At 51.7% G+C, this 21,145-nt stretch carries 20 protein-coding genes; 11 read left to right on the top strand and 9 right to left on the bottom strand.

Annotation, left to right across the window (positions count from 1 at the left end; all coding sequences use genetic code 11):
- Window positions 1-35: 35 nt before the first annotated feature.
- Complete coding sequence (gene hflX / locus CIK99_RS01465) at window positions 36-1,286, bottom strand: GTPase HflX (protein ID WP_094379031.1); 1,251 nt, start codon at window positions 1,284-1,286, stop codon at window positions 36-38.
- A 139-nt stretch (window positions 1,287-1,425) separates the two neighbouring features.
- Between hflX and CIK99_RS01470 the strand changes: the two genes are divergently transcribed.
- The 11 genes from CIK99_RS01470 to CIK99_RS01520 all read left to right on the top strand — a co-directional run bounded on the left by CIK99_RS01470 (window position 1,426) and on the right by CIK99_RS01520 (window position 14,207).
- The gene (locus CIK99_RS01470) at window positions 1,426-1,965 is read left to right on the top strand and encodes a hypothetical protein (RefSeq protein ID WP_094379033.1); all 540 of its coding nucleotides are present in this window, start codon (window positions 1,426-1,428) and stop codon (window positions 1,963-1,965) included.
- A 53-nt stretch (window positions 1,966-2,018) separates the two neighbouring features.
- Window positions 2,019-3,635 (top strand): ABC transporter ATP-binding protein, encoded by a 1,617-nt coding sequence (locus tag CIK99_RS01475; protein WP_094379035.1) that lies wholly within the window; start codon window positions 2,019-2,021, stop codon window positions 3,633-3,635.
- 107 nt (window positions 3,636-3,742) lie between these two features.
- Window positions 3,743-5,365: a thiamine pyrophosphate-dependent enzyme gene (locus CIK99_RS01480; protein ID WP_094379037.1), complete on the top strand. Its 1,623-nt coding sequence runs from the start codon at window positions 3,743-3,745 to the stop codon at window positions 5,363-5,365.
- A gap of 190 nt (window positions 5,366-5,555) precedes the next feature.
- A complete protein-coding gene (locus CIK99_RS01485; protein ID WP_094379039.1) occupies window positions 5,556-6,134 on the top strand; it encodes an indolepyruvate oxidoreductase subunit beta in 579 nt (192 codons plus the stop codon).
- A gap of 169 nt (window positions 6,135-6,303) precedes the next feature.
- Complete coding sequence (locus CIK99_RS01490; protein WP_094379041.1) at window positions 6,304-7,638, top strand: phenylacetate--CoA ligase family protein; 1,335 nt, start codon at window positions 6,304-6,306, stop codon at window positions 7,636-7,638.
- 34 nt (window positions 7,639-7,672) lie between these two features.
- Window positions 7,673-8,098, top strand: coding sequence for an amino acid-binding protein (locus tag CIK99_RS01495; protein ID WP_094379043.1), 426 nt, complete (start codon window positions 7,673-7,675; stop codon window positions 8,096-8,098).
- 62 nt (window positions 8,099-8,160) lie between these two features.
- A complete protein-coding gene (locus CIK99_RS01500) occupies window positions 8,161-9,339 on the top strand; it encodes a porin (RefSeq protein WP_144007858.1) in 1,179 nt (392 codons plus the stop codon).
- A 100-nt stretch (window positions 9,340-9,439) separates the two neighbouring features.
- Window positions 9,440-10,999 carry a sodium:solute symporter gene (locus tag CIK99_RS01505; protein WP_094379047.1) on the top strand — a complete coding sequence of 520 codons (1,560 nt, stop codon included), beginning with the start codon at window positions 9,440-9,442 and terminating at the stop codon, window positions 10,997-10,999.
- On the top strand, window positions 10,992-11,402 hold the full coding sequence (locus tag CIK99_RS01510; protein ID WP_094379049.1) for a PaaI family thioesterase: 411 nt from the start codon (window positions 10,992-10,994) through the stop codon (window positions 11,400-11,402). The genes CIK99_RS01505 and CIK99_RS01510 overlap by 8 nt, the downstream gene beginning before the upstream one ends.
- A gap of 102 nt (window positions 11,403-11,504) precedes the next feature.
- Window positions 11,505-12,809 (top strand): phenylacetate--CoA ligase family protein, encoded by a 1,305-nt coding sequence (locus tag CIK99_RS01515; RefSeq protein WP_094379051.1) that lies wholly within the window; start codon window positions 11,505-11,507, stop codon window positions 12,807-12,809.
- Window positions 12,810-12,887: 78 nt separating this feature from the next.
- Window positions 12,888-14,207, top strand: a complete 1,320-nt coding sequence (locus CIK99_RS01520) for a pyridoxal phosphate-dependent aminotransferase (protein ID WP_094379053.1) — start codon at window positions 12,888-12,890, stop codon at window positions 14,205-14,207.
- 88 nt (window positions 14,208-14,295) lie between these two features.
- Here CIK99_RS01520 and CIK99_RS01525 read toward each other — a convergent pair whose 3' ends face one another.
- From CIK99_RS01525 to CIK99_RS01560, 8 genes are all read right to left on the bottom strand, one after another.
- A complete protein-coding gene (locus CIK99_RS01525; protein ID WP_094379055.1) occupies window positions 14,296-16,371 on the bottom strand; it encodes an acetate--CoA ligase family protein in 2,076 nt (691 codons plus the stop codon).
- 83 nt (window positions 16,372-16,454) lie between these two features.
- Window positions 16,455-17,393 carry a CHC2 zinc finger domain-containing protein gene (locus CIK99_RS01530; protein WP_094379057.1) on the bottom strand — a complete coding sequence of 313 codons (939 nt, stop codon included), beginning with the start codon at window positions 17,391-17,393 and terminating at the stop codon, window positions 16,455-16,457.
- A 24-nt stretch (window positions 17,394-17,417) separates the two neighbouring features.
- A complete protein-coding gene (locus CIK99_RS01535) occupies window positions 17,418-18,815 on the bottom strand; it encodes a DUF3987 domain-containing protein (protein WP_094379059.1) in 1,398 nt (465 codons plus the stop codon).
- 21 nt (window positions 18,816-18,836) lie between these two features.
- Window positions 18,837-19,202, bottom strand: coding sequence for a hypothetical protein (locus CIK99_RS01540; protein WP_094379061.1), 366 nt, complete (start codon window positions 19,200-19,202; stop codon window positions 18,837-18,839).
- 30 nt (window positions 19,203-19,232) lie between these two features.
- Complete coding sequence (locus CIK99_RS01545) at window positions 19,233-19,526, bottom strand: DUF3127 domain-containing protein (RefSeq protein WP_094379063.1); 294 nt, start codon at window positions 19,524-19,526, stop codon at window positions 19,233-19,235.
- 13 nt (window positions 19,527-19,539) lie between these two features.
- Window positions 19,540-19,941: a DUF5675 family protein gene (locus tag CIK99_RS01550; RefSeq protein WP_094379065.1), complete on the bottom strand. Its 402-nt coding sequence runs from the start codon at window positions 19,939-19,941 to the stop codon at window positions 19,540-19,542.
- A gap of 16 nt (window positions 19,942-19,957) precedes the next feature.
- On the bottom strand, window positions 19,958-20,338 hold the full coding sequence (locus tag CIK99_RS01555) for a hypothetical protein (protein WP_094379067.1): 381 nt from the start codon (window positions 20,336-20,338) through the stop codon (window positions 19,958-19,960).
- 63 nt (window positions 20,339-20,401) lie between these two features.
- Complete coding sequence (locus CIK99_RS01560; protein WP_094379069.1) at window positions 20,402-20,707, bottom strand: hypothetical protein; 306 nt, start codon at window positions 20,705-20,707, stop codon at window positions 20,402-20,404.
- Window positions 20,708-21,145 lie beyond the last annotated feature (438 nt).

Genomic DNA, 21,145 nt, shown 5'->3' on the forward strand with positions numbered 1-21,145 from the left:
TTCGTATTTTATGTAATGATATCGTTGAAGCGATGTCATTGTTCGAAATTATCGTATAAAAAGTCGTTGTAAGGGTATTTCTGTACGTGAAGCTCCTTCACCTTTTTATATAGTATGTCGCGCAGTTCGTCGATATTCTCCTTCTCGCGTGCGGATATGAAGAGGCAGTTGTCGTTCATTCTCGCCATCCATGTGCGTTTAAGGTCGTCGAGCGTGGCGTTTTCTTTTGTGGCAGGAGTGAGGTCGTCGGGTTCTTTCTCTATCCATGTGTAGGCGTCGATTTTGTTGAATATCAGCATCGACGGTTTGTCGGCGCATCCTAAGTCGGCAAGTGTCTTATCGACCACCTTTATCTGGTCTTCGAAGTCGGGGTGAGAGATATCCACCACATGTAGCAGCAGGTCGGCTTCCCTCACCTCGTCGAGTGTCGATTTAAAGGAATCGACGAGGTCGGTGGGCAGTTTGCGTATGAATCCCACGGTGTCGGCGAGGAGGAACGGAAGATTGTCGATCACCATTTTTCTCACGGTGGTGTCGAGTGTGGCGAAGAGTTTGTTTTCGGCAAACACGTCGCTTTTGGCCAGCAGGTTCATCATGGTCGATTTTCCCACGTTGGTATATCCCACGAGTGCCACACGAATCAGCCTGCCGCGGTTTTTCCGTTGTGTGGTCTTCTGTTTGTCAATCTCCAGTAGTCGCTGTTTGAGCAGCGTGATGCGTTGGAGGATGATACGGCGGTCCATCTCGAGCTGTGTCTCGCCCGGTCCGCGCAGTCCCACGCTTCCCTTTCCGCCGCCGCTACCCGAGCCGCCTCCTTGTCGTTCGAGGTGAGTCCAGAGTCGTTGCAGTCGTGGCAGCATATAGCGGTGCTGTGCCAGTTCTACTTGTGTCTTTGCTTCGGCCGTCTGTGCTCTCATGGCAAAGATGTCGAGTATGAGCGATGTCCGGTCGAGGATTTTCACCTTCAGTGCCTTTTCGATGTTGCGTATCTGTTTTGCCGACAGTTCGTCGTCGAAGATGACCATTCCCACTTCGCGTTCTGCGTCTTCCTCATCGTTGATAAAGCGTCTTATTTCTTCGAGTTTGCCTTGTCCGACATAAGTCACGGAACTGGGTCCGTTGAGCCGTTGAGTAAATCGTTTTACGGTGACTGCACCGGCTGTGTCGGCAAGAAACTCCAATTCGTCGAGATATTCCTTTGTCTTGGCTTCGTCCTGTTCTTTGGTTATCAATCCCACGAGGACAGCCGTCTCTGCTTTTGCTTCTGAAATAACAAATTCCTTCATTCGGTATTACTAATCGATTAAATAACGGTGCAAAAATACAACTATTTTGTGATAATTCCAAAAAAACATTCCAAAAAGTTTGGAAGAATAAAATAAAAGAGCTATCTTCGCACCCGATATGCGGAAAGTAGTCAGCTATATGGCAAAAATATACACGATGATGACTTTGTTTTTTGTTGTGTCGTGTACAAACGAGGAAGAGACATTCTTCTTCGATGACGAAGGTGTGCCGCAAGCTACTTCTCAGCAAAGAATCAACGAAGAGCAGTTTCTTGCCATGGTTGATGGCAACGGCTGGGTGGAGACCGCCACCCACGAGATCTATTCCAACGGCGACTATGACCGTCGCGACTATTGGGAGGGGATGGAAGGCGTAGGCGGCATCTCGCGCTATTCGCTCAGGGGCGACTCTATCTCGGAATACATTTTCATGCAACACACGTCTATGCTTGGGCATAACACCCGGGCGATGCGTTATGATCCGTCAACCAACACTGTGTATTCTGGCGACAAGATGGTATTGAGGATTATCTCTGTCAACAACGGGTGGATGCAGGCCATAAAGTTGGGCGGCATGTCGTTTAAGCAACGCTCGCAGTCAAAGGGTCTATATTTCTTCGTCACACTCAGGAAGATGTCTGACGACGAGAAAGAAGATATTGAAAGGTTTAATAGATGAAAAACAACGATCACTTGCTTTCGGCCGTTGTTGCGATAGACTGAAGTGGACAAATGAGATATGTGAAATGGTTTGCCTCACAGACGAGTGGCTTGAAAGCCAATATGGCGGTAAGGATAGTGGCTGGAGTGGCGCAGGTGGGCTGTGGCTTGCTTTTGGTTGTGCTGTGCCGCCACTTCATCGACCGTGGCATATGGCAGGCGGGCGTGGTAAAGGAGATAATGGCCATCTTTGCCGTCCTTGTCGTGTCGATCCTATTGCGACAGGCTGTGTATTATCTGCAGAACGACGCCGAGGTGAGGCAGCAGAACACTATTCGTTCGCGTCTTTATGGCATACTGCTCGGCAGAAGACTGTTTGACAAGCGGGAGAGGATGCATTCCGGCGACATCAGCCAGAGGTTGGAGCGAGATATTCAGGCAGTGTCGCAAGTGACCACCGACGTGGTGCCTCGCATGGCAGTGACCGTCGTTCAGCTCATCGGTGCGTTTCTTCTGTTGCATGCTATGGACAAGGTGCTGGCATGGTCGCTGCTGCTGCTCACGCCGTTTGTTGCCGTTTGCGCCAAATACCTCTCACACCGGTTGCGGCAGATGACCTTAGACATAAGAAGTAAGGAGAGCAGCATACAGATGCTCATACAGGAGACGATGGAAAACGAGACGGCAATAAAGTCGATGGAGAGTGCGCCATGGCTCGGCAAGCGGCTCGCCAGTCTGCATGCCGACCTCGGACGACTGATAAGGCGGCGCACCCGTTTCACCATGCTCTCTCGCCTCCTTTTAGCATCGACGTTCGGATTAGGATATATGGGAGCATTTGTGTATGGAGGATTGCAGCTGCGCGACGGACTGATCTCCTTTGGCGTGATGACGGCATTCCTGCAACTGGTGAGTCAGATACAGTCGCCAGTGCTCGCCATGCTGAACATGATACCGCAGATCATCCATGCTACGGCAAGCATCGACCGCATACGCGAAATTGAGACCATGCCCATGGAGAACGAAACAGAAAAGACCACGGCATTGCAAGGACCTATAGGGATAAGGGTCGAACATGCCTACTATAGATATAAGGACAACGGGAAGACGGTGCTCGAGGATTTCTCCTACTGCTTCACGCCAGGCTCCTCAACCGCGATAATGGGCGACTCGGGACGCGGAAAGACCACAGTCCTCCGCCTGCTCTCGGCAGTGGCCATGCCCGACGCTGGCAGTGTTTACATCTACGACGGCGAAGGACATAAACTCTCAGGAGCGACCATGCGCCACTATATAACATATATTCCGCAAGGCAACACGATGATGAGCGGAACGATACGCGAAAACATGCTCCTCGCCAATCCCGACGCCACACGCCAACAGATGGAAGAAGCCCTTTACACGGCGGCGGCCGACTTTGTAGAGAAGATGCCGCAGGGCATCGACACGCAGATAGGCGAGCATGCCACACTTCTCAGCGAGGGACAGGCACAACGCCTTGCCATAGCGCGAGGATTGCTCCACGGCGGCGAGGTGATGCTGCTTGACGAGATCAGCTCCTCGCTCGACGAAGCCACCGAGGCGACGCTCATCAGCCGCCTCTTCAGCCGTCACAGCGAAAAGACCATCATCTTTGTCACTCACCGCAAGGCGACGGCAGAGAAATGCGACCGAGTGATTAGGATATGAATCGACATTCTCAAATATCCATGTCTCCCTTAACTTCCCAAATCATCAGAACAATTTAGAATATAATAATACAACCTAATATTTGATAATCCAAAATCGAAAAGCAAATGGAAAAAAGACTTCTTCTCGGCGACGAGGCAATAGCTTTAGGCGCAATCCATGCCGGACTAAGCGGCGTGTATGCCTATCCAGGAACACCCTCAACCGAGATTACCGAATTTATCCAGAATGACCCGATAGCAAGGCAAAGGGGCATTCACTCGCGCTGGTGTACTAACGAGAAGACGGCCATGGAGGCTGCCCTCGGCATGTCGTATGCGGGTAAACGTGCGTTGGTGTGCATGAAACATGTAGGCATGAACGTCTGTGCCGACGCATTCATCAACAGTGCCATCACCGGTGTGCAGGGCGGACTCGTTGTGCTTGCCGCCGACGACCCCTCGATGCACTCAAGCCAGAACGAACAAGACTCACGCTTCTATGGCAAGTTTGCCTTGCTTCCCGTATTTGAACCGTCAAACCAGCAGGAGGCTTACGACATGATGGCGGCAGCCTTCGACTATTCGGAAAAGATCAAGGAGCCTGTGCTACTCCGCGTGGTGACACGACTGGCTCACTCACGAGCTGGAGTCATGGTGGGAGAGCCGCGCGAGGAGAATGCAATCAATATCTCTACCGACGCATGGGTGCTCTTGCCTGGCATAGCAAGGAAGAAATATGACGCTCTCATCGTGAAACAAGACGAGATGCTTATGGCAAGCAACATGTCATGCTTCAACCGCAGCGAATATGGCGACAGCGACAAGAAGGAAGAGAAGACCGGTATCGTGGCTTGTGGCATAGGCTACAACTACGTGAAAGAGGCTCTCGCACAACTGCCCGAAGAGCGCCGCGCACTGTATAATATAGAAAAGGTGTCGCAGTATCCTCTGCCACAGCCGCGCATAGAGATGCTCGCCAAGGAAAGCGGACGACTGCTCGTGGTGGAAGACGGACAGCCAGTGGTGGAAGAGCTCGTCAAGGGCATGCTCGGTGCAGGATATAACGTCTGCGGCCGACTCACAGGCACACTGCCTCGTACCGGAGAACTCACTCCCGACTGTGTGGCAGCGGCACTCGGTGTCGAGGCTCCCGAGATTCTGCCTCAGGCAAAGAACCTCGCCGCCCGTCCGCCACAGCTCTGTCAGGGTTGCGGCCACCGCGACGTCTATGCAGCACTCAACAAGGTGGCAGAAGAATATCCCGACCACCGCATCTTTGGCGACATCGGCTGCTACACCCTCGGCGCACTGCCTCCATTCAAGGCTCTGTCAAGCTGCGTGGATATGGGAGCGTCGATCACCATGGCGAAGGGAGCTGCTGATGCAGGACTCTTCCCGGCTATTGCCGTCATCGGCGACTCCACCTTCACCCACTCGGGAATGACCGGACTGCTCGATGCCGTCAACGACAAGTCGAACATCACGGTCATCATCTCCGACAACCTCACCACTGGCATGACTGGCGGACAAGACTCTGCTGGCACTAACAAGTTTGAGGCCATCTGTATCGGACTGGGTGTTGAGCCAGAACATGTTCGCGTAGTGGTGCCGTTGCCAAAGAACATGGAGGAAATCACACGCACCATCCGCGAAGAGATAGAATACAACGGAGTATCAGTCATCATCCCACGACGCGAGTGCATACAGACTGCTGCACGCCATGCGAGGGAGAGGAAGGCTAAAGGATAAATTTGGGATGTTAAAGAAGAAGTTTCCTTGAGCGAATCGAAAAAAGGAAGTTATAAGGACGAATGTTCTAAACGCAGAAACTCCTTTACTGTAGCGAAAAGACTATTGTCTTTAACTTCCTTAACTTCCTTAACTTCTTTAACTTCCATAACTTCTTTATCTTCTTTAACTTCAAAAATGATTAAGATTTATGAAAAAAGACATAATTTTATGCGGTGTGGGAGGACAAGGCATCCTCTCTATCGCCACCATCATAGGCGAAGCTGCCACAAAGGCAAACATCAACCTCAAACAGGCTGAGGTACACGGAATGAGTCAGCGTGGAGGCGACGTACAGTCAAACCTTCGCCTTTCTACCGACACCATCTACAGCGACCTCATCCCTCAGGGCGGAGCAGACGTGATCATCTCCATGGAACCCATGGAAGCACTGCGCTATCTGCCTTACCTCGCCAAGGATGGCGTCATCGTCACCAGCAACAAACCTTTCGTCAACATACCCAACTATCCTGACAGCCAGCAGCTCTTCGACGAGCTCGCCGCCTTGCCCAACAAGGTTGTGATGCTCGATATCGAGGCAGTGGCAAAGGATTGCGGTTCGCCACGCTCTGCCAATGTTGTCCTGCTGGGCATGGCAGCGAAATATATTGAGATTCTGTCTTCTGAGGCTCTTCGTGATGCCGTTGCCACTATCTTCGCACGCAAGGGCGAGGCTGTGATAGAAGCTAACCTCAAGGCGTTTGACTTAGGAAATTCAGTTGACAAGTAAACAAGTTGACAAGTAAACAAGTTGACAAGTAAACAAGTTGACAAGTAAACAAGTTGACAAGTAAACAAGTTGACAAGTAAACAAGTTGACAAGTTAATAGTTGACAATTGCAAAACAAATAAATTGTTTACTCGTCAACTTGTCAACTTGTCAACTACAATATAAAACTATGTATAGAAAAGTATTACCTGACTGGACATCAGAATATCTCGACCCTGAGCTGGAAACCATGTCGAGAGAGGAGATAGAAAAACTCCAGGTGGAACGATTGCGTGCCACCGTGAAGCATTGTATGAACAATCCCGTCTATCGTCAGCGACTGGAAGAGGCTGGTGTGACACCAGAGAGCATCACCTCAGTCGCCGACATCAGACGAATACCCTTTACCACGAAACAAGACCTTCGCGACAACTATCCCTTCGGCCTTGCTTCCGTACCGCTCAAGGAATGTGTGCGTCTGCACTCTTCCTCGGGCACCACTGGCAACCCAACCGTCATCCTGCATACGCAGAAAGACCTCGACGAATGGGCCAATCAGGTGGGACGCAACCTGTGGATGGTGGGACTTCGCCCCGACGACGTCTTCCAAAACTCATCGGGCTATGGCATGTTCACCGGCGGACTCGGCTTCCAGTATGGAGCCGAACGCATAGGCATGCTAACCATCCCCGCCGCGGCAGGCAACTCGCTGCGACAGATAAAGTTCATGACCGACTTCGGTACCACCGCCGTCCATGCCGTTCCGTCATACGTCACTCGTCTCCACGAGGTGATGCAAGAACAAGGCGTTGACCCACGGCGCGACACCAAACTGCGTGTGCTCGCCATCGGTGCCGAGCCACACTCCGAGGAACAGCGCAAGCGCATCGAAGAGATGATGGGCGTCAAGGCATACAACTCCTTCGGCATGTCGGAGATGTGCGGTCCTGGAGTGGGCTTCGAGTGTAAGGAACAAAACGGTCTCCACTTCTGGGAAGACTATTACATCGTAGAGATAGTCAATCCCGAAACTCTCGAACCAGTGCCCGACGGCGAGATAGGCGAACTGGTGCTCACCACGCTCTGCCGCGAAGCTATGCCACTGCTCAGATACCGCACTCGAGACCTCACTCGCGTCCTCGGACGCTCATGTCCTTGCGGTCGAAACCACGTGAGATTAGACCGTATGCGCGGCCGTTCTGACGATATGATGGTGCTCCGCGGAGTGAACATCTTCCCGATTCAGATAGAGAAGATACTTATGCAGTTCAAGGAACTTGCCAACAACTATCTCATCACCCTTACCACCGACGACAACAACGACAACATGACTGTCGAAGTGGAACTCGAACAACTCTTCACCGACGACTATCTGCGTCTGACATCGTTGCAGAAACAGATAACTCGAGCCCTGAAAGACGAGATCCTGCTCACACCTATCGTAAAACTTGTGCCAAAGGGAACACTTCCCGTCAGCGAGGGAAAGGCTGTGAGAGTGGTGGATAAGCGTACAGTGTATAAATAATAAGTTGACAAGTTGACTAAAAAAACATATAACTATGACAATAAAACAACTTTCAATCTTCATAGAGAACCGCAGCGGAGCCTTGCTGCAGATTCTTGAGATGTTGCGCGACAACGACATTAACATTGTGGTAAGCACGTTGGGCGATACCGACGGCTTTGGTATCTATCGTGTGATATGCAGCGACACGGAAAAGGCGTTTAAGATCCTGCGCGAGAAAAACATCTCCGCCACCATCTCCAACGTCTATGCCGTTCGCCTGCCACACAACAAGCCTGGCGCTGCCGCCGATGTGGTGGCGAAGGTAACCAAGGCTGGAGTAGGCATCAAATACATGTATTCGTTCATGTTTGGCGGCAATGGCATCGTAGTCTTCCGAGCCGACAACAACGACAAGGCAGAAGAAGTGATGATGCTTGGAAAACTCGACTACTTAACCGAGAAAGATTTGAATAGCTAAACGATTTTCACAACTGAAGCAATTTGAACAACAAAAGAACTAACAAATGAATTGAATAACTAATGAAAAAGACCTTTACACTTATTGCGGCGCTCATCGCGAGTGCCGCAATGGTCAAGGCCGAGACTGGTTGTCCGCCAAAGACCAACACAACAACCGAGTGCAACACAACAACCACAGAGTGCAATTCAACCACGGGGTGCAATGCATCAGCAGTGACTAACACGACATTAGAAATCAAAGACCTTAGCTATTGGGCTAAAGCTGTGGCAGAACGAGTGAAAGTAACCGGTTATGCACAAGCTGGTTATACCGCCACAATGCCCGAGGGAGGAAAGAACACCAACACGTTCGACATGAAACGCGTGGTGCTGATGGTAGCAGCCAATATCACTCCGCAGTTCTACGCCTTCTTCATGCACGAATTTAAGACGAAAGACATGCAGGAATACTATCTCGAATATCGTCCCGCCAAGGAGTTTAAGATGAGGTTCGGACAGTCGAAGATAGAGCTGTCTATGGAAAACCCCATGTCGCCCACTGTACTTGAGAGCATCGGACCGATGGCGCAGAGCGTTTCGTGGCTCTGCGGTGCCGACCCACTGATGGGCAATCCCTCAGGACGCGATATGGGACTGATGATCTATGGCGACCTCTTCAACGACCAGTTGCGCTACGTCCTCGAACTCGTCAACGGCGGACATATCAACTCTTCCGACCTTGACAACAAGAAAAACCTCATCGCAAAACTCGAGTATCGCCCTGTCCCCAACTTCCGCCTGTCGGCATCCGGACAGTTAGGCTATGGCACCGCAGTGGCTACCAGCCTGTATAACAATACCGTTGCCCTCGGCGAGACATACAAGCAGAACCGATATGCCGTGGGAGCAGAGTGGAAGTCGAAACTCACAGGCAACGACTATCACAACCACCGCTGCATCATGGTGCGAGCTGAGATGCTCGGCGGCAAAGACGGAGGATGCAAGAGCTCAGGAGCTTACATCTCCACCGCCATTCCCGTTTATAAAGGTCTCGACATTGTGGCGATGGCCGACTATATGAACTATAACACCGATCTCGACCTGACGAAGACCAACCTCATGGCCGGCATTCAGTACTGGATATTCAAGAAATGCCGCCTCCAGGCACAATATACCTACAGTCTGCGCAACGACGCCATGAAAGCGCTGCAAGGCGACAATACCAGCATGATACAGACTCAGATTCAAGTGGCGTTTTGAAGAATAATTAAGGATATATACTATTGTCTTTAACTTCCTTTTTTCGCTTCGCTCAAGGAAACTTCTTACTTAACTTCCCAAATAAAAAAAAAATAAAGTTATGTTTATAAAGATATTATTGACAATAATATTCCTCTGCATCACAGTGGCAGTGGGAATATACTCACGCAAGCAGGCAAAGTCGGTCGATGGCTTCGTACTTGGCGGACGCTCAGTAGGTCCGTGGCTCACTGCCTTCGCTTACGGCACATCATATTTCTCGGCAGTGGTCTTCGTGGGCTACGCCGGACAGTTCGGATGGAAATACGGCCTGTCGGCATCATGGATCGGCGTGGGCAACGCCGTCATCGGTTCGCTGTTGGCATGGATTATCCTCGGTCGCCGCACAAAGCTCATGACCCAACACATCCAAAGCCGCACCATGCCCGACTTCTTCGGCACTCGCTATGCCGACGAGTGGCTGCGTGTGGTAGCGTCGGTCATTGCCTTCGTCTTCCTTATCCCCTATACAGCAGGCGTGTATATGGGCATATCAAAACTCTTCGAGATGGGATTCGGCATACCTTATACCTATTGTGCCATCATCATGGCCATGCTCACCGCCGTGTATGTCATCCTCGGTGGATATAAGGCCACAGCCATCAACGACTTCATCCAGGGCATCATCATGCTCTTCGGCATCACCACAGTCATTGCCGTGGTGCTCAACAGCCAGGGCGGACTCATCGAGGCTGTGAGTAAGATGGGTGAGGCAGTGCCAACGGCTCACGACCTCGACGACAAGTCGGGACTCTTTGCCCACTTCCAGCCAGGCGACTTCGCCTCGTGGTTTGGTCCAGCTCCGCTGAGTCTGCTCGGCGTGGTAGTGCTCACCTCGCTCGGCACATGGGGACTGCCTCAGATGGTGGGCAAGTTCTATTCCATCACCGACGAGTCGGCCATTCGCCGCGGTACGATCATCTCCACCGTCTTTGCGCTGATAGTGGCAGGCGGATGTTATTTCCTTGGCAGCTTCGGCCGTCTCTTCCCCGAACCTCTTTATAGCGTAGAGAAACATAAGTATGCCTACGACAGCATCGTGCCGTCGATGCTCGAGACTTTACCCGACGTGCTCATCGCCCTCGTCGTGCTGCTGGTGCTCTCAGCGTCTATGTCCACCTTGGCGTCGCTCGTGCTCACCTCTTCCTCCACCATGACCCTCGACCTTATCTATCGCGACAAGAAGTCTGTCGAAGGCGAGGTGGAAGGCGGCGAGATTGACGATGTCGTTGCAGAGAAGATCGAGCGCCGCAAGGTGGTGGTGATGCGAGTGCTCATAGTGTTCTTCATCGCCCTCTCGCTGATGATAGCACTCAATCCGCCGCAGTTCATCGCCCAGCTCATGGGCATCTCGTGGGGAGCGTTGGCTGGAGCCTTCCTCGCCCCGTTCATGCTCGGCCTCTACTGGAAGGGCGTCACACGCCTTGCCGTATGGGCTTGCTTCGTGTGGGGTGTGGGACTCACCGTGGTCAATATGATGCTCGGCAATGCGCTGATGAATCCCATCGACTGTGGCGCAGTGGCCATGGTAGGCGGCTTCGTCGTGGTGTTTGTGGTCAGTCTTGTCACTCCGAAGATGAATAGACAGAGCGTTGAAAACATATTTAAGTGCTATGAATAAGTTAAAGGATTTTCTGAATGAAGGCGACCGCTTTGCCGCCGACAACGGCATGCAGCTCACTGAGGTGCGCGAGGGATATGCTCGCGCCGAGATGGTCGTCACACGTCATCATCTCAATGCCGCCGGCGTATGTCAGGGTGGGGCGTATTTCACCCTTGCCGACCTTGCCTTCGCCGCCGTCACCAATTCGCACGGCAATATTACTCTCGGCATACAGAACTCCATCTCCTTCCTCCAGTCGGCCCACGAGGGCGACACACTCATTGCCGAGGCGGAGGAGACGTTCAACCATCATCGTCTGCCCTTCTGCGAGATACGGGTAAAGAACCAGCGTGGCGAACTCGTATGCATCGTCACGGGGTCGGCGTATAGGACAAGTAAGGAATGGAAAAATAATCAATAACTCAACTTCCTTTTTTCGCTTCGCTCAAGGAAACTTCTTCTTTAACTTCTGATTGTTGAGTAGATGCGAAACTTAAATTAGAAATATTAAAGATATACAACTATGATTTTAAACAGAGCAATGGAATGCATGGACCGCGAGTCCATGAGAAAACTACAGTCAGAGCGACTGATCGAGACAGTGAAAAGATGTTACGAGAAGGTGCCCTTCTATCGCCGTAAGATGGACAAGATGGGCATCAAACCAGAAGATATCAGGTCGATAGACGATATCCACAGGCTGCCATTCACCACGAAGCACGACCTGCGCGACGAATATCCCTTCGGACTGCAGGCAGTGCCACAGAGCGAGGTGGTGCGCATCCACGCCTCCTCAGGCACAACAGGAAAACCCGTCGTAGGCACTTACACCAAAAACGACCTCGCCATGTGGGCTGAAGGTGCTGCTCGAGTCATGGCAGCCTCAGGCGTCACCAAGGGCGACATCGTACAGGTGAGCTACGGCTACGGACTCTTCACCGGAGGTCTTGGTGCCCACGATGCTGCCGGACTGCTCGGTGCAGTCCAGCTGCCCACGTCGGCAGGCAACTCCGAGAAGCAGATCATGCTCATGAAAGACTTCGGCTCCACCGTCCTCTGCTGTACTCCTTCCTATGCCTTGCATCTTGCCGAGGTGATCGAGAAGAGCGAGACAGTGAAGAAGGAAGACCTGAAACTCAAGGTGGGATTCTTTGGCGCCGAACCGTGGACCGAGGGTATGCGCAAGGAACTCCAGGAGCGACTCGGCATAAAGGCCATCGACATCTACGGACTCACCGAGATGTGCGGACCGGGTGTCGGCGGCGAGTGTGAATACCAGAATGGCACACACCTCTGGGAAGATCTCTTCTATCCCGAGATCATCAATCCCGACACACTCGAACCATGCGAGCCGGGCGAATTCGGCGAACTCGTCTTCACCTCGCTCTGCAAGGAGGCAATGCCTATCCTCCGCTACCGCACCCGCGACCTCACACGACTCATCTACGATAAGTGCGAGTGTGGACGTACGGCAGTGCGCATGGACCGCATCCTCGGCCGCTCAGACGACATGATGATCATCCGTGGCGTCAACGTGTTCCCAAGTCAGATAGAGACATGCCTCACCGAGTTCCCTGCATTCACCGCACAGTATTTCATCACCGTTGACCGTAAGAACAATGAGGACACCTTCGACCTCGACGTCGAACTGCGCAGCGAGTATTTCTCGCCCAACCCGTCGAAGCAGATGCCTTACATCAAACCGCTCTACGACCGCATCGTGTCAATGGTAGGCATCAAGCCAAACATCCATATCAAGGAGCCAGGGGCTATCCAGCGCTCCATCGGCAAGGCAAAACACGTAAACGACAAGAGAAAATTCCAATAATATTTATAAGTCAACTCGTCAACTTGTAAACTCGTTAACTTGTCAACTCGTTAACTTGTCAACAAAAAAAAAGAATTAATAATGAATACACCATTGAATTATGATATAGTCACCGAGGCCATCGAACAGATGGGCCTTGGCGACTTTTCGCAAGCCACCATCCGCGACATCCAAAGCCTGTCGCGCATATTGGAGGAAAAGACCGGCGAACCTGTGATACATCTTGAGATGGGCGTTCCCGGACTAAAACCCTCAGACATAGCCATGCGAGCCGAACAGGAGGCTCTCGCCAATGGATGCGCCACCATCTATCCGCCTAACGGCGGCATACCACGCATAAAGAATGCAGCGTCAGAATTTGTAAAGGCATTCATCGGAGTGGATATCGACCCCCTCTGCTGCATACCCACAACAGGCTCCATGCAAGGCACCTTCGCCGCCTTCACCATCTGGCATCATGCCTTCACAGCCAACGAGAAGGGCGAGCCCACCGTCCTCTTCATCAATCCCGGCTTCCCGGTGCAGACCACCCAGTGCGACGTCATCGGCATCCGCCATATAGGTCTCGACGTCCACAGCTATCGTGGCGACGACCTCATAGCTAAGATCGAGGAGATAGTACAGCAGGAAAACATCTGCGGCATCGTCTATAGCAACCCCAACAACCCTTCGTGGGTGTGCTTCAACGAACAAGAACTGGAAGGCATAGGCCGCCTCGCCACTGAGTACGACTTCATCGTGCTCGAAGACCTCGCATATTTCGCCATGGACTTCCGCCGCGACCTCTCGCATCCCTATCAAGAGCCTTATCAAGCCACTGTGGCACGATATACCGACAACTACATGCTCTCCGTCTCAGGATCGAAGGCGTTCTCCTATGCCGGACAGCGCATCGGCGTGAGCTGCATAAGCAACAAGCTCTACCATCGTGTATTTGCACCACTGCAAGAACATTTCGGGGTGGGAGAGTATGGCAACTTCTTCGCCAACAGACTCATGTACACCTTCTCCAGCGGCACCACCCACAGCGTACAACACGCCATGGCGGCACTCATGGAGGCGGCCTCGAGTGGAGCATATAACTTCCTCGACGACGTGCGCGAATACGGACGACGTGCACGGTATATGAAGGACGTGCTCCTCGCCAACGGCTTCTATCTTGTCTATGACAACGACATGGGCGCACCCCTTGCCGACGGCTTCTACTTCACCGTGCAATATCCCGGCATGAACGACCTCGAGCTCACTCGCGCCCTGATGTACTACGGCATCGCCGTCTATCCGCTCGACACCATGGGCTCAACTCAACAAGGAGTGCGCATCTGTACCTCCTTCTTCTCTGACAACCTCCGCGACCTCTTCCGCGAGCGCATAGAGGCGTTTAAAAAAAATAATTGAGGGCCGAAACCCTCAATTATTTTCTTTTATCCTTATACCTCTGTCCTTATTTCTCTATTCTTATTTCTCTATCCTTATTTCTCTGTCCTTATTTCTCTATCCTTATTCTCGCATCCACTGCCACCACATCGTCGCCGTCGGCTAACAATGGGTTGATGTCGAGTTCCTTGATCTCGGTGGCAAAGCGGAGGAGGGTAGAGAGGCGGACTATTATCTCCGTGTATTTCTTCTCATTGACTCCCTTTTGTCCTCGCGTACCTTTTATTATCTTATAGGCACGCAGCGAGTGGATCATCGACGAGGCCTCGGGATAGGACAAGGGGGCGAGACCGCTCGACACGTCTTTCAGCACCTCGACAAAGATGCCGCCCATGCCGCAAAGCACCACATGGCCGAATCTCGGCTCATATTTCGCGCCTATAAACAGCTCAGTGCCGCGAATCATCTTCTGCACCATCACGCTGCGAGCACCTTCTATCTCCATCATACGTTCAAACTCCAGGGCGAGATGCTTCTCCGAGCGGATGTTCAGCGCCACGCCGCCGACATCGCTCTTGTGTATCGGCCCCACCACCTTAGCCACCACGGGGTAGCCTATCTCCGTGGCAAAGTCGATGAGCTGCTGCTTGTCGTCGCTCACCTTCTCGGGCACCATCGGTATTCCCGCACAATCAAAGAGCTGGCGCACAATGTGCGGCTCCACAAATCCGTCCTCCTTTATGTCTGCTATTATCTCGCGTATGCGAGGCACATCCACCCCGAAGAGCTCTATCTCAGGACGAGCCGGACCCGGTGTTGACATTATGCGTGCGAGAGACACGGCAAGCGTCACCTCGTCGCTGAAGTTGACATGGCCTTTCTTGAGAAACTCTGCCACCTCGGGACCTGCCGTGTGCAGCGAGGGTAGGATAGGGAAGATGGGTTTCTTGCACTCCAGTATCTTCTTGTGCAGCACGTCGTAAGTCTCGAAGAGCTTCACCAGTCCAGGTGTTCCGAAGATAACCATGATGGCATCCACCTCGTCGAAACGGTTCTCGCAGTAGTCGATGGCTGTGGCAAGCTGTTCGGGAGTGCCTGTGGCAAGGATGTCAATCGGATTGGCTACCGATGCCCCTGGGAAGAGCCTCTCCTTCAGCTCCTCTGCAGCCTCGCCCGTAAACTGCGGCACCATCATGCCGCCTTTCGACAAGGCGTCGGTCAGCATCACGCCCGGTCCGCCGGCATGAGTGACGATGGCGAAGCGGTTGAGCTCTGCATTTGAAGATGTGGGAGGCAGACAAGAGAATATGCAGCCCACGGTGGTCAGTTCCTCGCGCGAGAAGCATCTCACTATGCCAGCCTTGCGGAAGAGAGCCTCTACGGCAGAGTCGCTTGTGGCGATGGCTCCCGTATGCGACGACGCCGCTCGGCTTCCGCTCTCGCTCGATCCGCTCTTGATGGCTGCAATGCGGCATCCTTTCCTTATCAGCGAACTGGCGTGGAACAGTAGTTTGTCGGGGTTGGAGATATTTTCTATGTAGAGCAGTTTGATGGTAGGGTCGGTGTCGGGGTTGAAGTTCTCGTCCATATACTGCAACACATCCTCAATGCCAATCTGCTTGCCGTTGCCTATCGACCACACCGAGTTGAACTGCAGTCCTTTCATCACCGCCGATTCAAGAATGAACACCGCCGTGGCACCCGAGCCGCTGACGAAATCCACGCCCTTGGGGTTGAGCTGTGGTATAGGCTTTGTAAACACGCTGTGATGATGGTTGTTGAGCAGTCCTATGCAGTTTGGTCCTATCAGCGCGGCGTTATACTGCCGACAAGTCTCCAGTATGTCTTCCTCCAGCCGTGCCCCTTCCTCGGTCTCCTCGCCGAATCCGGCAGAGATGATGACGAAGGCCCTCACCTGCTTCTCTGAGGCGAGCTGACGCACCGTGTCGGGACAAAACTTCGCAGGTATGACGAGAATGGCCAAGTCTGTCGGAGGCAGTTCCTTCACGTCGTGAAACACCTTTATTCCCTGCACTTCGTCTTCCTTCGGGTTGACGATGCGTAGTGTGCCCTCATATCCCCCGGAGAGGATATTTCTCACGATGGCACCACCTGGTTTGTGGAAGTTGTTTGATCCACCCACCACTACGATTGATTCCGGTTGTAATAGTTGCTTGTTAATCATGTTATTTGTTTCTTTTTGTTAGTTGCAAAGGTAAGGCTTTTTCATCAAATCACAAAATTATCCTCATCCTTTTATGTTTTTTTTTATCTTGTCTTCCAGTATTCGCCGTAGTCTTTCACCCCGTCGGGCAACACATGTCCTTTCAGATTGGGGAAATGTCGTTTCAGGGCTTGGAACAGTTCCATTCCAGGACGGTCTCTGTCGGGCATCATGTGCAGCGTCACGCCCTCTGGCAATCCGTTGTTTATCAGTCTTATGTCGCCCATGGTAAGAGTTGTGGCCGACGGGATTGCCACCGCCTTGTGTCCCGCCGACATCATCGCCCAGCAGTCTGACGGTCCCTCGGTGATCCACAGCTCGTCGCCCGGCGTCAGACACCTTATCATCGGTTTGTTATACATTCCCACGTGCGACCCTCGTGGGAAGCGGAAGCGGGGTTTGTCTTCGGTGCCAAGATACCTTCCCTGTACGCTCAGCAGCCTCCCGTCAACGTCTCTGTAAGGAATGAGCAGCGACGGCGCGTCATAAAACGCCTTTCCCCATCGCCAGCAGGGCGTAGGCTCCGTCACGCTTGTCAGTCCACACCATTGAGCCACCTTAGGGTCTATCTTCCTCTCGACGAAGAGAAAGTCAGCCGCCTTACCTTCTATCGTAGGATGCACAATGAGCGTTGAGAGATATTCCACATCCACTGTCGCCACACCCCTAAAGTCAGTCTGTCCGCTTCTGCCAACAGGCATCACGCCGCTCCCTGCCGCAATGGTGTGGTCGCCTCCGTCAATCCACATCGCCGCCTCTTTAAACCCGAAGTTGTTATACCTCATCACAAGGTCGATCACGTTCCCTCTTGCTCCGCAGGCATAGCAACAAAATCTGTTTCTCTTCACGTTGAAGTGCAAACTCGGGTGTTTATCGTCGTGGAAGGGACAGAGCGCCTTGTGGCGCACTATCCTAATCCCTAATCGCTCAGCCACCTCCTCTATGGGCGTGGCTCTCGTTCTGTAAAGGTCTTCGTTGTTCATTGAAGTAATCAATTTATTTTAATTTTACCTTGTTTTCTTCTGATACATCGCACCGTTTTCAGTTATCAGACCCTGTTTTTTCCAGTTTCTGAGCATTCCGCGTACCTTGAAATCCGTCGGTTCCTCGCCGTTGTTCATCTTACACTGCTGCATAAGCTGATCCTTAGAGAACACCTTAGGCAGACACTCGTAGATGGTGTCGTTGGCAGTGCGGTAAGAGCGTTCGTCGCCTATTACCCGACAGTTCTTGTCGTTGTAGTTGACCTTGAGTTTCTCGCCGAAGTAAAGCATGTCCATATCCAGTATATAGTCAGCTATAGTGTCAAAAACTTTCAGCATCGTTGGCGTCTGTTCGTCCACTATCAGCTTGGCAGTGATGCCAGGATCATCCTTCAGCACCTTCTCAGCCCCCTCATATCCATGCTCTTTCATCAGCCTCTCAGCCACAAGAAACAGCATCAGACACACCGTCATGCGGTAGGCGGTCACATGGTCGCGCAGTCGGCAGCGTGCGAGAACGTCGTTGCCGTCCTTGGCAGCCTGGAGACAGATGTTGTCAGCCCATTTTATGCTCTTTTTCTCAAGCAGCGGCAGCACCATTGTACCCTTCATCAGCGATATCAGATGCGCTGCCTCGTGTATTTTCCGCTTCTCCTCGTCGGTGAAAGGTCGGTCGTTGCTGAACATGTCATAAGTGTTGTCGTGCATCTTGGCAATGGCAGTTCTCGACAGCAGTCCGTTGGTCATGTTCGACATCAGTTTGTAGAGCGACTCAGGCTGTCCGCACATTATCACGCTCCACTGCAAGCTCTTGATGTGGACGTTGGCCGCCTCAAGGCTCTTCGCTTCGCGTTCGTAGCAAGCGCCGTCGTAGCTGAGGCGGAGCATGGTCGAAAACTCGTTGGTGCCGTTGCGCCCCCATTTCGTCAGTGGTATGTCTATCTCGGGAGTGAACGAGATGGCCCTTTTGCCATCCACGTCTTCGAGTCGCTCAGCCAGGTTAGCCACCGTGGTGTTGAGTGTCTGCACCCTCATCGGAAACCTTGGTTTGTCCTTTTGTTTCTTAGCGTTGCGGTCGCGTTTGGCCTCCTGTCTCCACTTCTTTTCCTCATCCACTATGCGCCATTTCTCCTCAATCAGTTCGTAGGCCAGTTCGGCGAAGATCTCGTCCATCTGACTCTTCCTCGACGCTGCTTCGCCGATGATGTTTATTATCTGGTTAAGAGGATTCACCCTGTCGTGTATCTCCACCATCACGTCTGATGCCAACACGCTGACAGTGCCCGTAGTGGTAAACAGGGCAGGCATCTCGTTCTCGGGTCCTGCGTGGTCAAGACATTCTCTTGCGCCTTGTCCGCGAGCTTCAGGGGGGATTTTCATCATTTCCATTGGCTCTTTAACTACTTTCTTTTTTCTTGCCATAAGTTATTCTGTTTCTGTTGTTTAATGTACTATAGCAAAACCTTCTCTTATAGCTTCCTCAGCCTCTTTTACCATCGTCTTGGCGACATCTATTCCCTCATGCTTAAACACCTTCAGTGTGAGCAGGAATGCGCCATCTTTGGTGGCTGAGAGTCGTCCGTGTGCCACCTTTTTCAGCAGCACGCCTCGGCGTCTTCTTGCTGGCGGAAGTGGCGAGAAGTCAAACGTTCCGTCGCGCATCAACTGTCCCTTGCCCGCCCTTACAAATGGCTCCACCACTCCCGGCACAGGATCGTCGGGACAAAACATCACATACTTCTGGTCAGTCACATACGCCACGCCTCCAAGCTGCACACTCTGACTGTCATCAACGTCCGCTTTTTTCATTGTTCTACTCATAATTAAAACTTTTTTGAATTAAACATTTTCTTTCTTCACTCCCCATCCGTTCAGCTCCTGCGCCGCCATTTCGCGGCCATCCTTGGTTCTGTATTCCCTAACCCTCGACGACCAGTGGCACGACACAGTGTCGCCCTCCTTGATGGAGTCCACCAGGTTCACCCTGTCGGCGGTGAACCTCACGAGATATTGGTTAGGATACTGAATTCTCTCGTCAATCTCCTCCAGTATCACCTCACGAGATTTCCACTCGCCTCTCTCAGACACTCCCGTCTGCAGAGGCATAATTTTCTTCACTTTCAAATTGTCCATTTTTCTTTTCTGTTTAAATTATTGTTATGCTTACCTCCTTCTCATCCTCCATCATTCCCATCAGCTTGTCGAGAGCCCTTCTGCTCCACACGAGCCTGCCCTTGATAAGGTTGTCGCCCACCAGGATGCATCCTTCCGTGTCCTTTGCGCTGTTGCCCGAATGAATTCTTATGCCCTCAAACCCAGGCACCCCCACAAGCAGCGGCAGATACTTCTTAAACCTCGGCGACTTTGTCACCACCACCCGGTAAGTGCCTTCCGGCACCGCCGATTTCTTTGGCACTTTCAGTTCTCCGCCTTTGTAGTTACGCCATGTCGGCTCCAGAGTGTCGCAGATTCTGTCCCCTTTCTCGTCCGTCAAACGCCCGATAGTATAATCAGCACGTTTGGCAATTCTTTTCAGTATAAGTTTCATGTTCTTCCTCCGCAAATTACTTCCTAAATTTAGATTCATCGAGCCAGTAAGCCGTAACGAGCCACAAGTTCTTTCCTACAGCCTTCACTGACACCGTAGCCTCCAGCCTCACCTCCAGCCTTTTGAGATTTTTGAAAGTCATGAAGTTCTCGTTCTCCATGAGCATTGCCACGCCCACGAGCGAGTCGCTGTTGTTCACACACCACTCCGTGTGTCCCATCTGCACACCGCCGAAAACGCTTCTTACGGCGTTTTCCGCATCCTTCCCGCATTTCACCTTACCCAAGCTACGCTCCACCACTGTTTCTGGCATTTTTTTCACCGAGTAGCACTCATACGGATCTTTTCTCGTTTGCTGCTTTTGGGTAGCAGCCGACCCCATTTTCTTTTTTGTCATGTCTTTAAAATTTTATAATGTAAAACAAATTGATAAATTCAGATTAGGAAGAAAGAAGGGGGCTCAATCCCTTCTCTCCAAAATATTGTCCAACGCTTGCTCCTTAATTCTCACAAGGAATCCAAGCATTGTAGATTTCACAATACTCAAGTCACGAGGAATCAGTTGGAAAGCCTCCAACATCATCGCCATTGCAAGAGCCTCATCGTCCTGTAACTCCGACCTCAGGCTGCAGATAAAGCATCTGATGTCATGTACAAGTCTTTCACTCAGGAACGGACGCATAGCCTCCAATTCCTTCTCAGCCTTCTGCGTCAGAGGATATTTCACCTCAACGCCGTGGCAAGCAAATTCATTCTTTTCTGCCATGATTATTATAAATTAAGTTGTTATCTACCATTTGTATGGGCGAGACCATTTCCCCCGCCCAACACCGCAGGCGTGAGAGATAGTTTTATAATTGGTTTTTTGTAACAGCCTTGTTAAGAAGCACCGTGAACCATTATCAACTTTCGGCAGTCGGCGATTGCCTATTCGTCTGATTCACGATGCAAAGATATGGCATTTTTTTGCAATCTATGGAAACAAAAATCCCCCACGTTCCCGTTTGGGGGAAGTGGGGGATATACTTTGTTATTTTGGGGGAAGTCCTTGGGGGAAGTCTCTTTAGATTTTTCGTATTTTCCTTGTAGTTATCACCTTTCCTGGCTTAGCATACTTTTCATCAGTAAATTCATCATGAAATGTCTTTGCCATTTTTTTTAAATCATTACAATTCTGAGGGGCATTGTTGTCTTCTAAAGACCG

It is taken from the genome of Prevotella sp. P5-92 (genome assembly GCF_002251245.1).
Lineage (GTDB): Bacteria > Bacteroidota > Bacteroidia > Bacteroidales > Bacteroidaceae > Prevotella.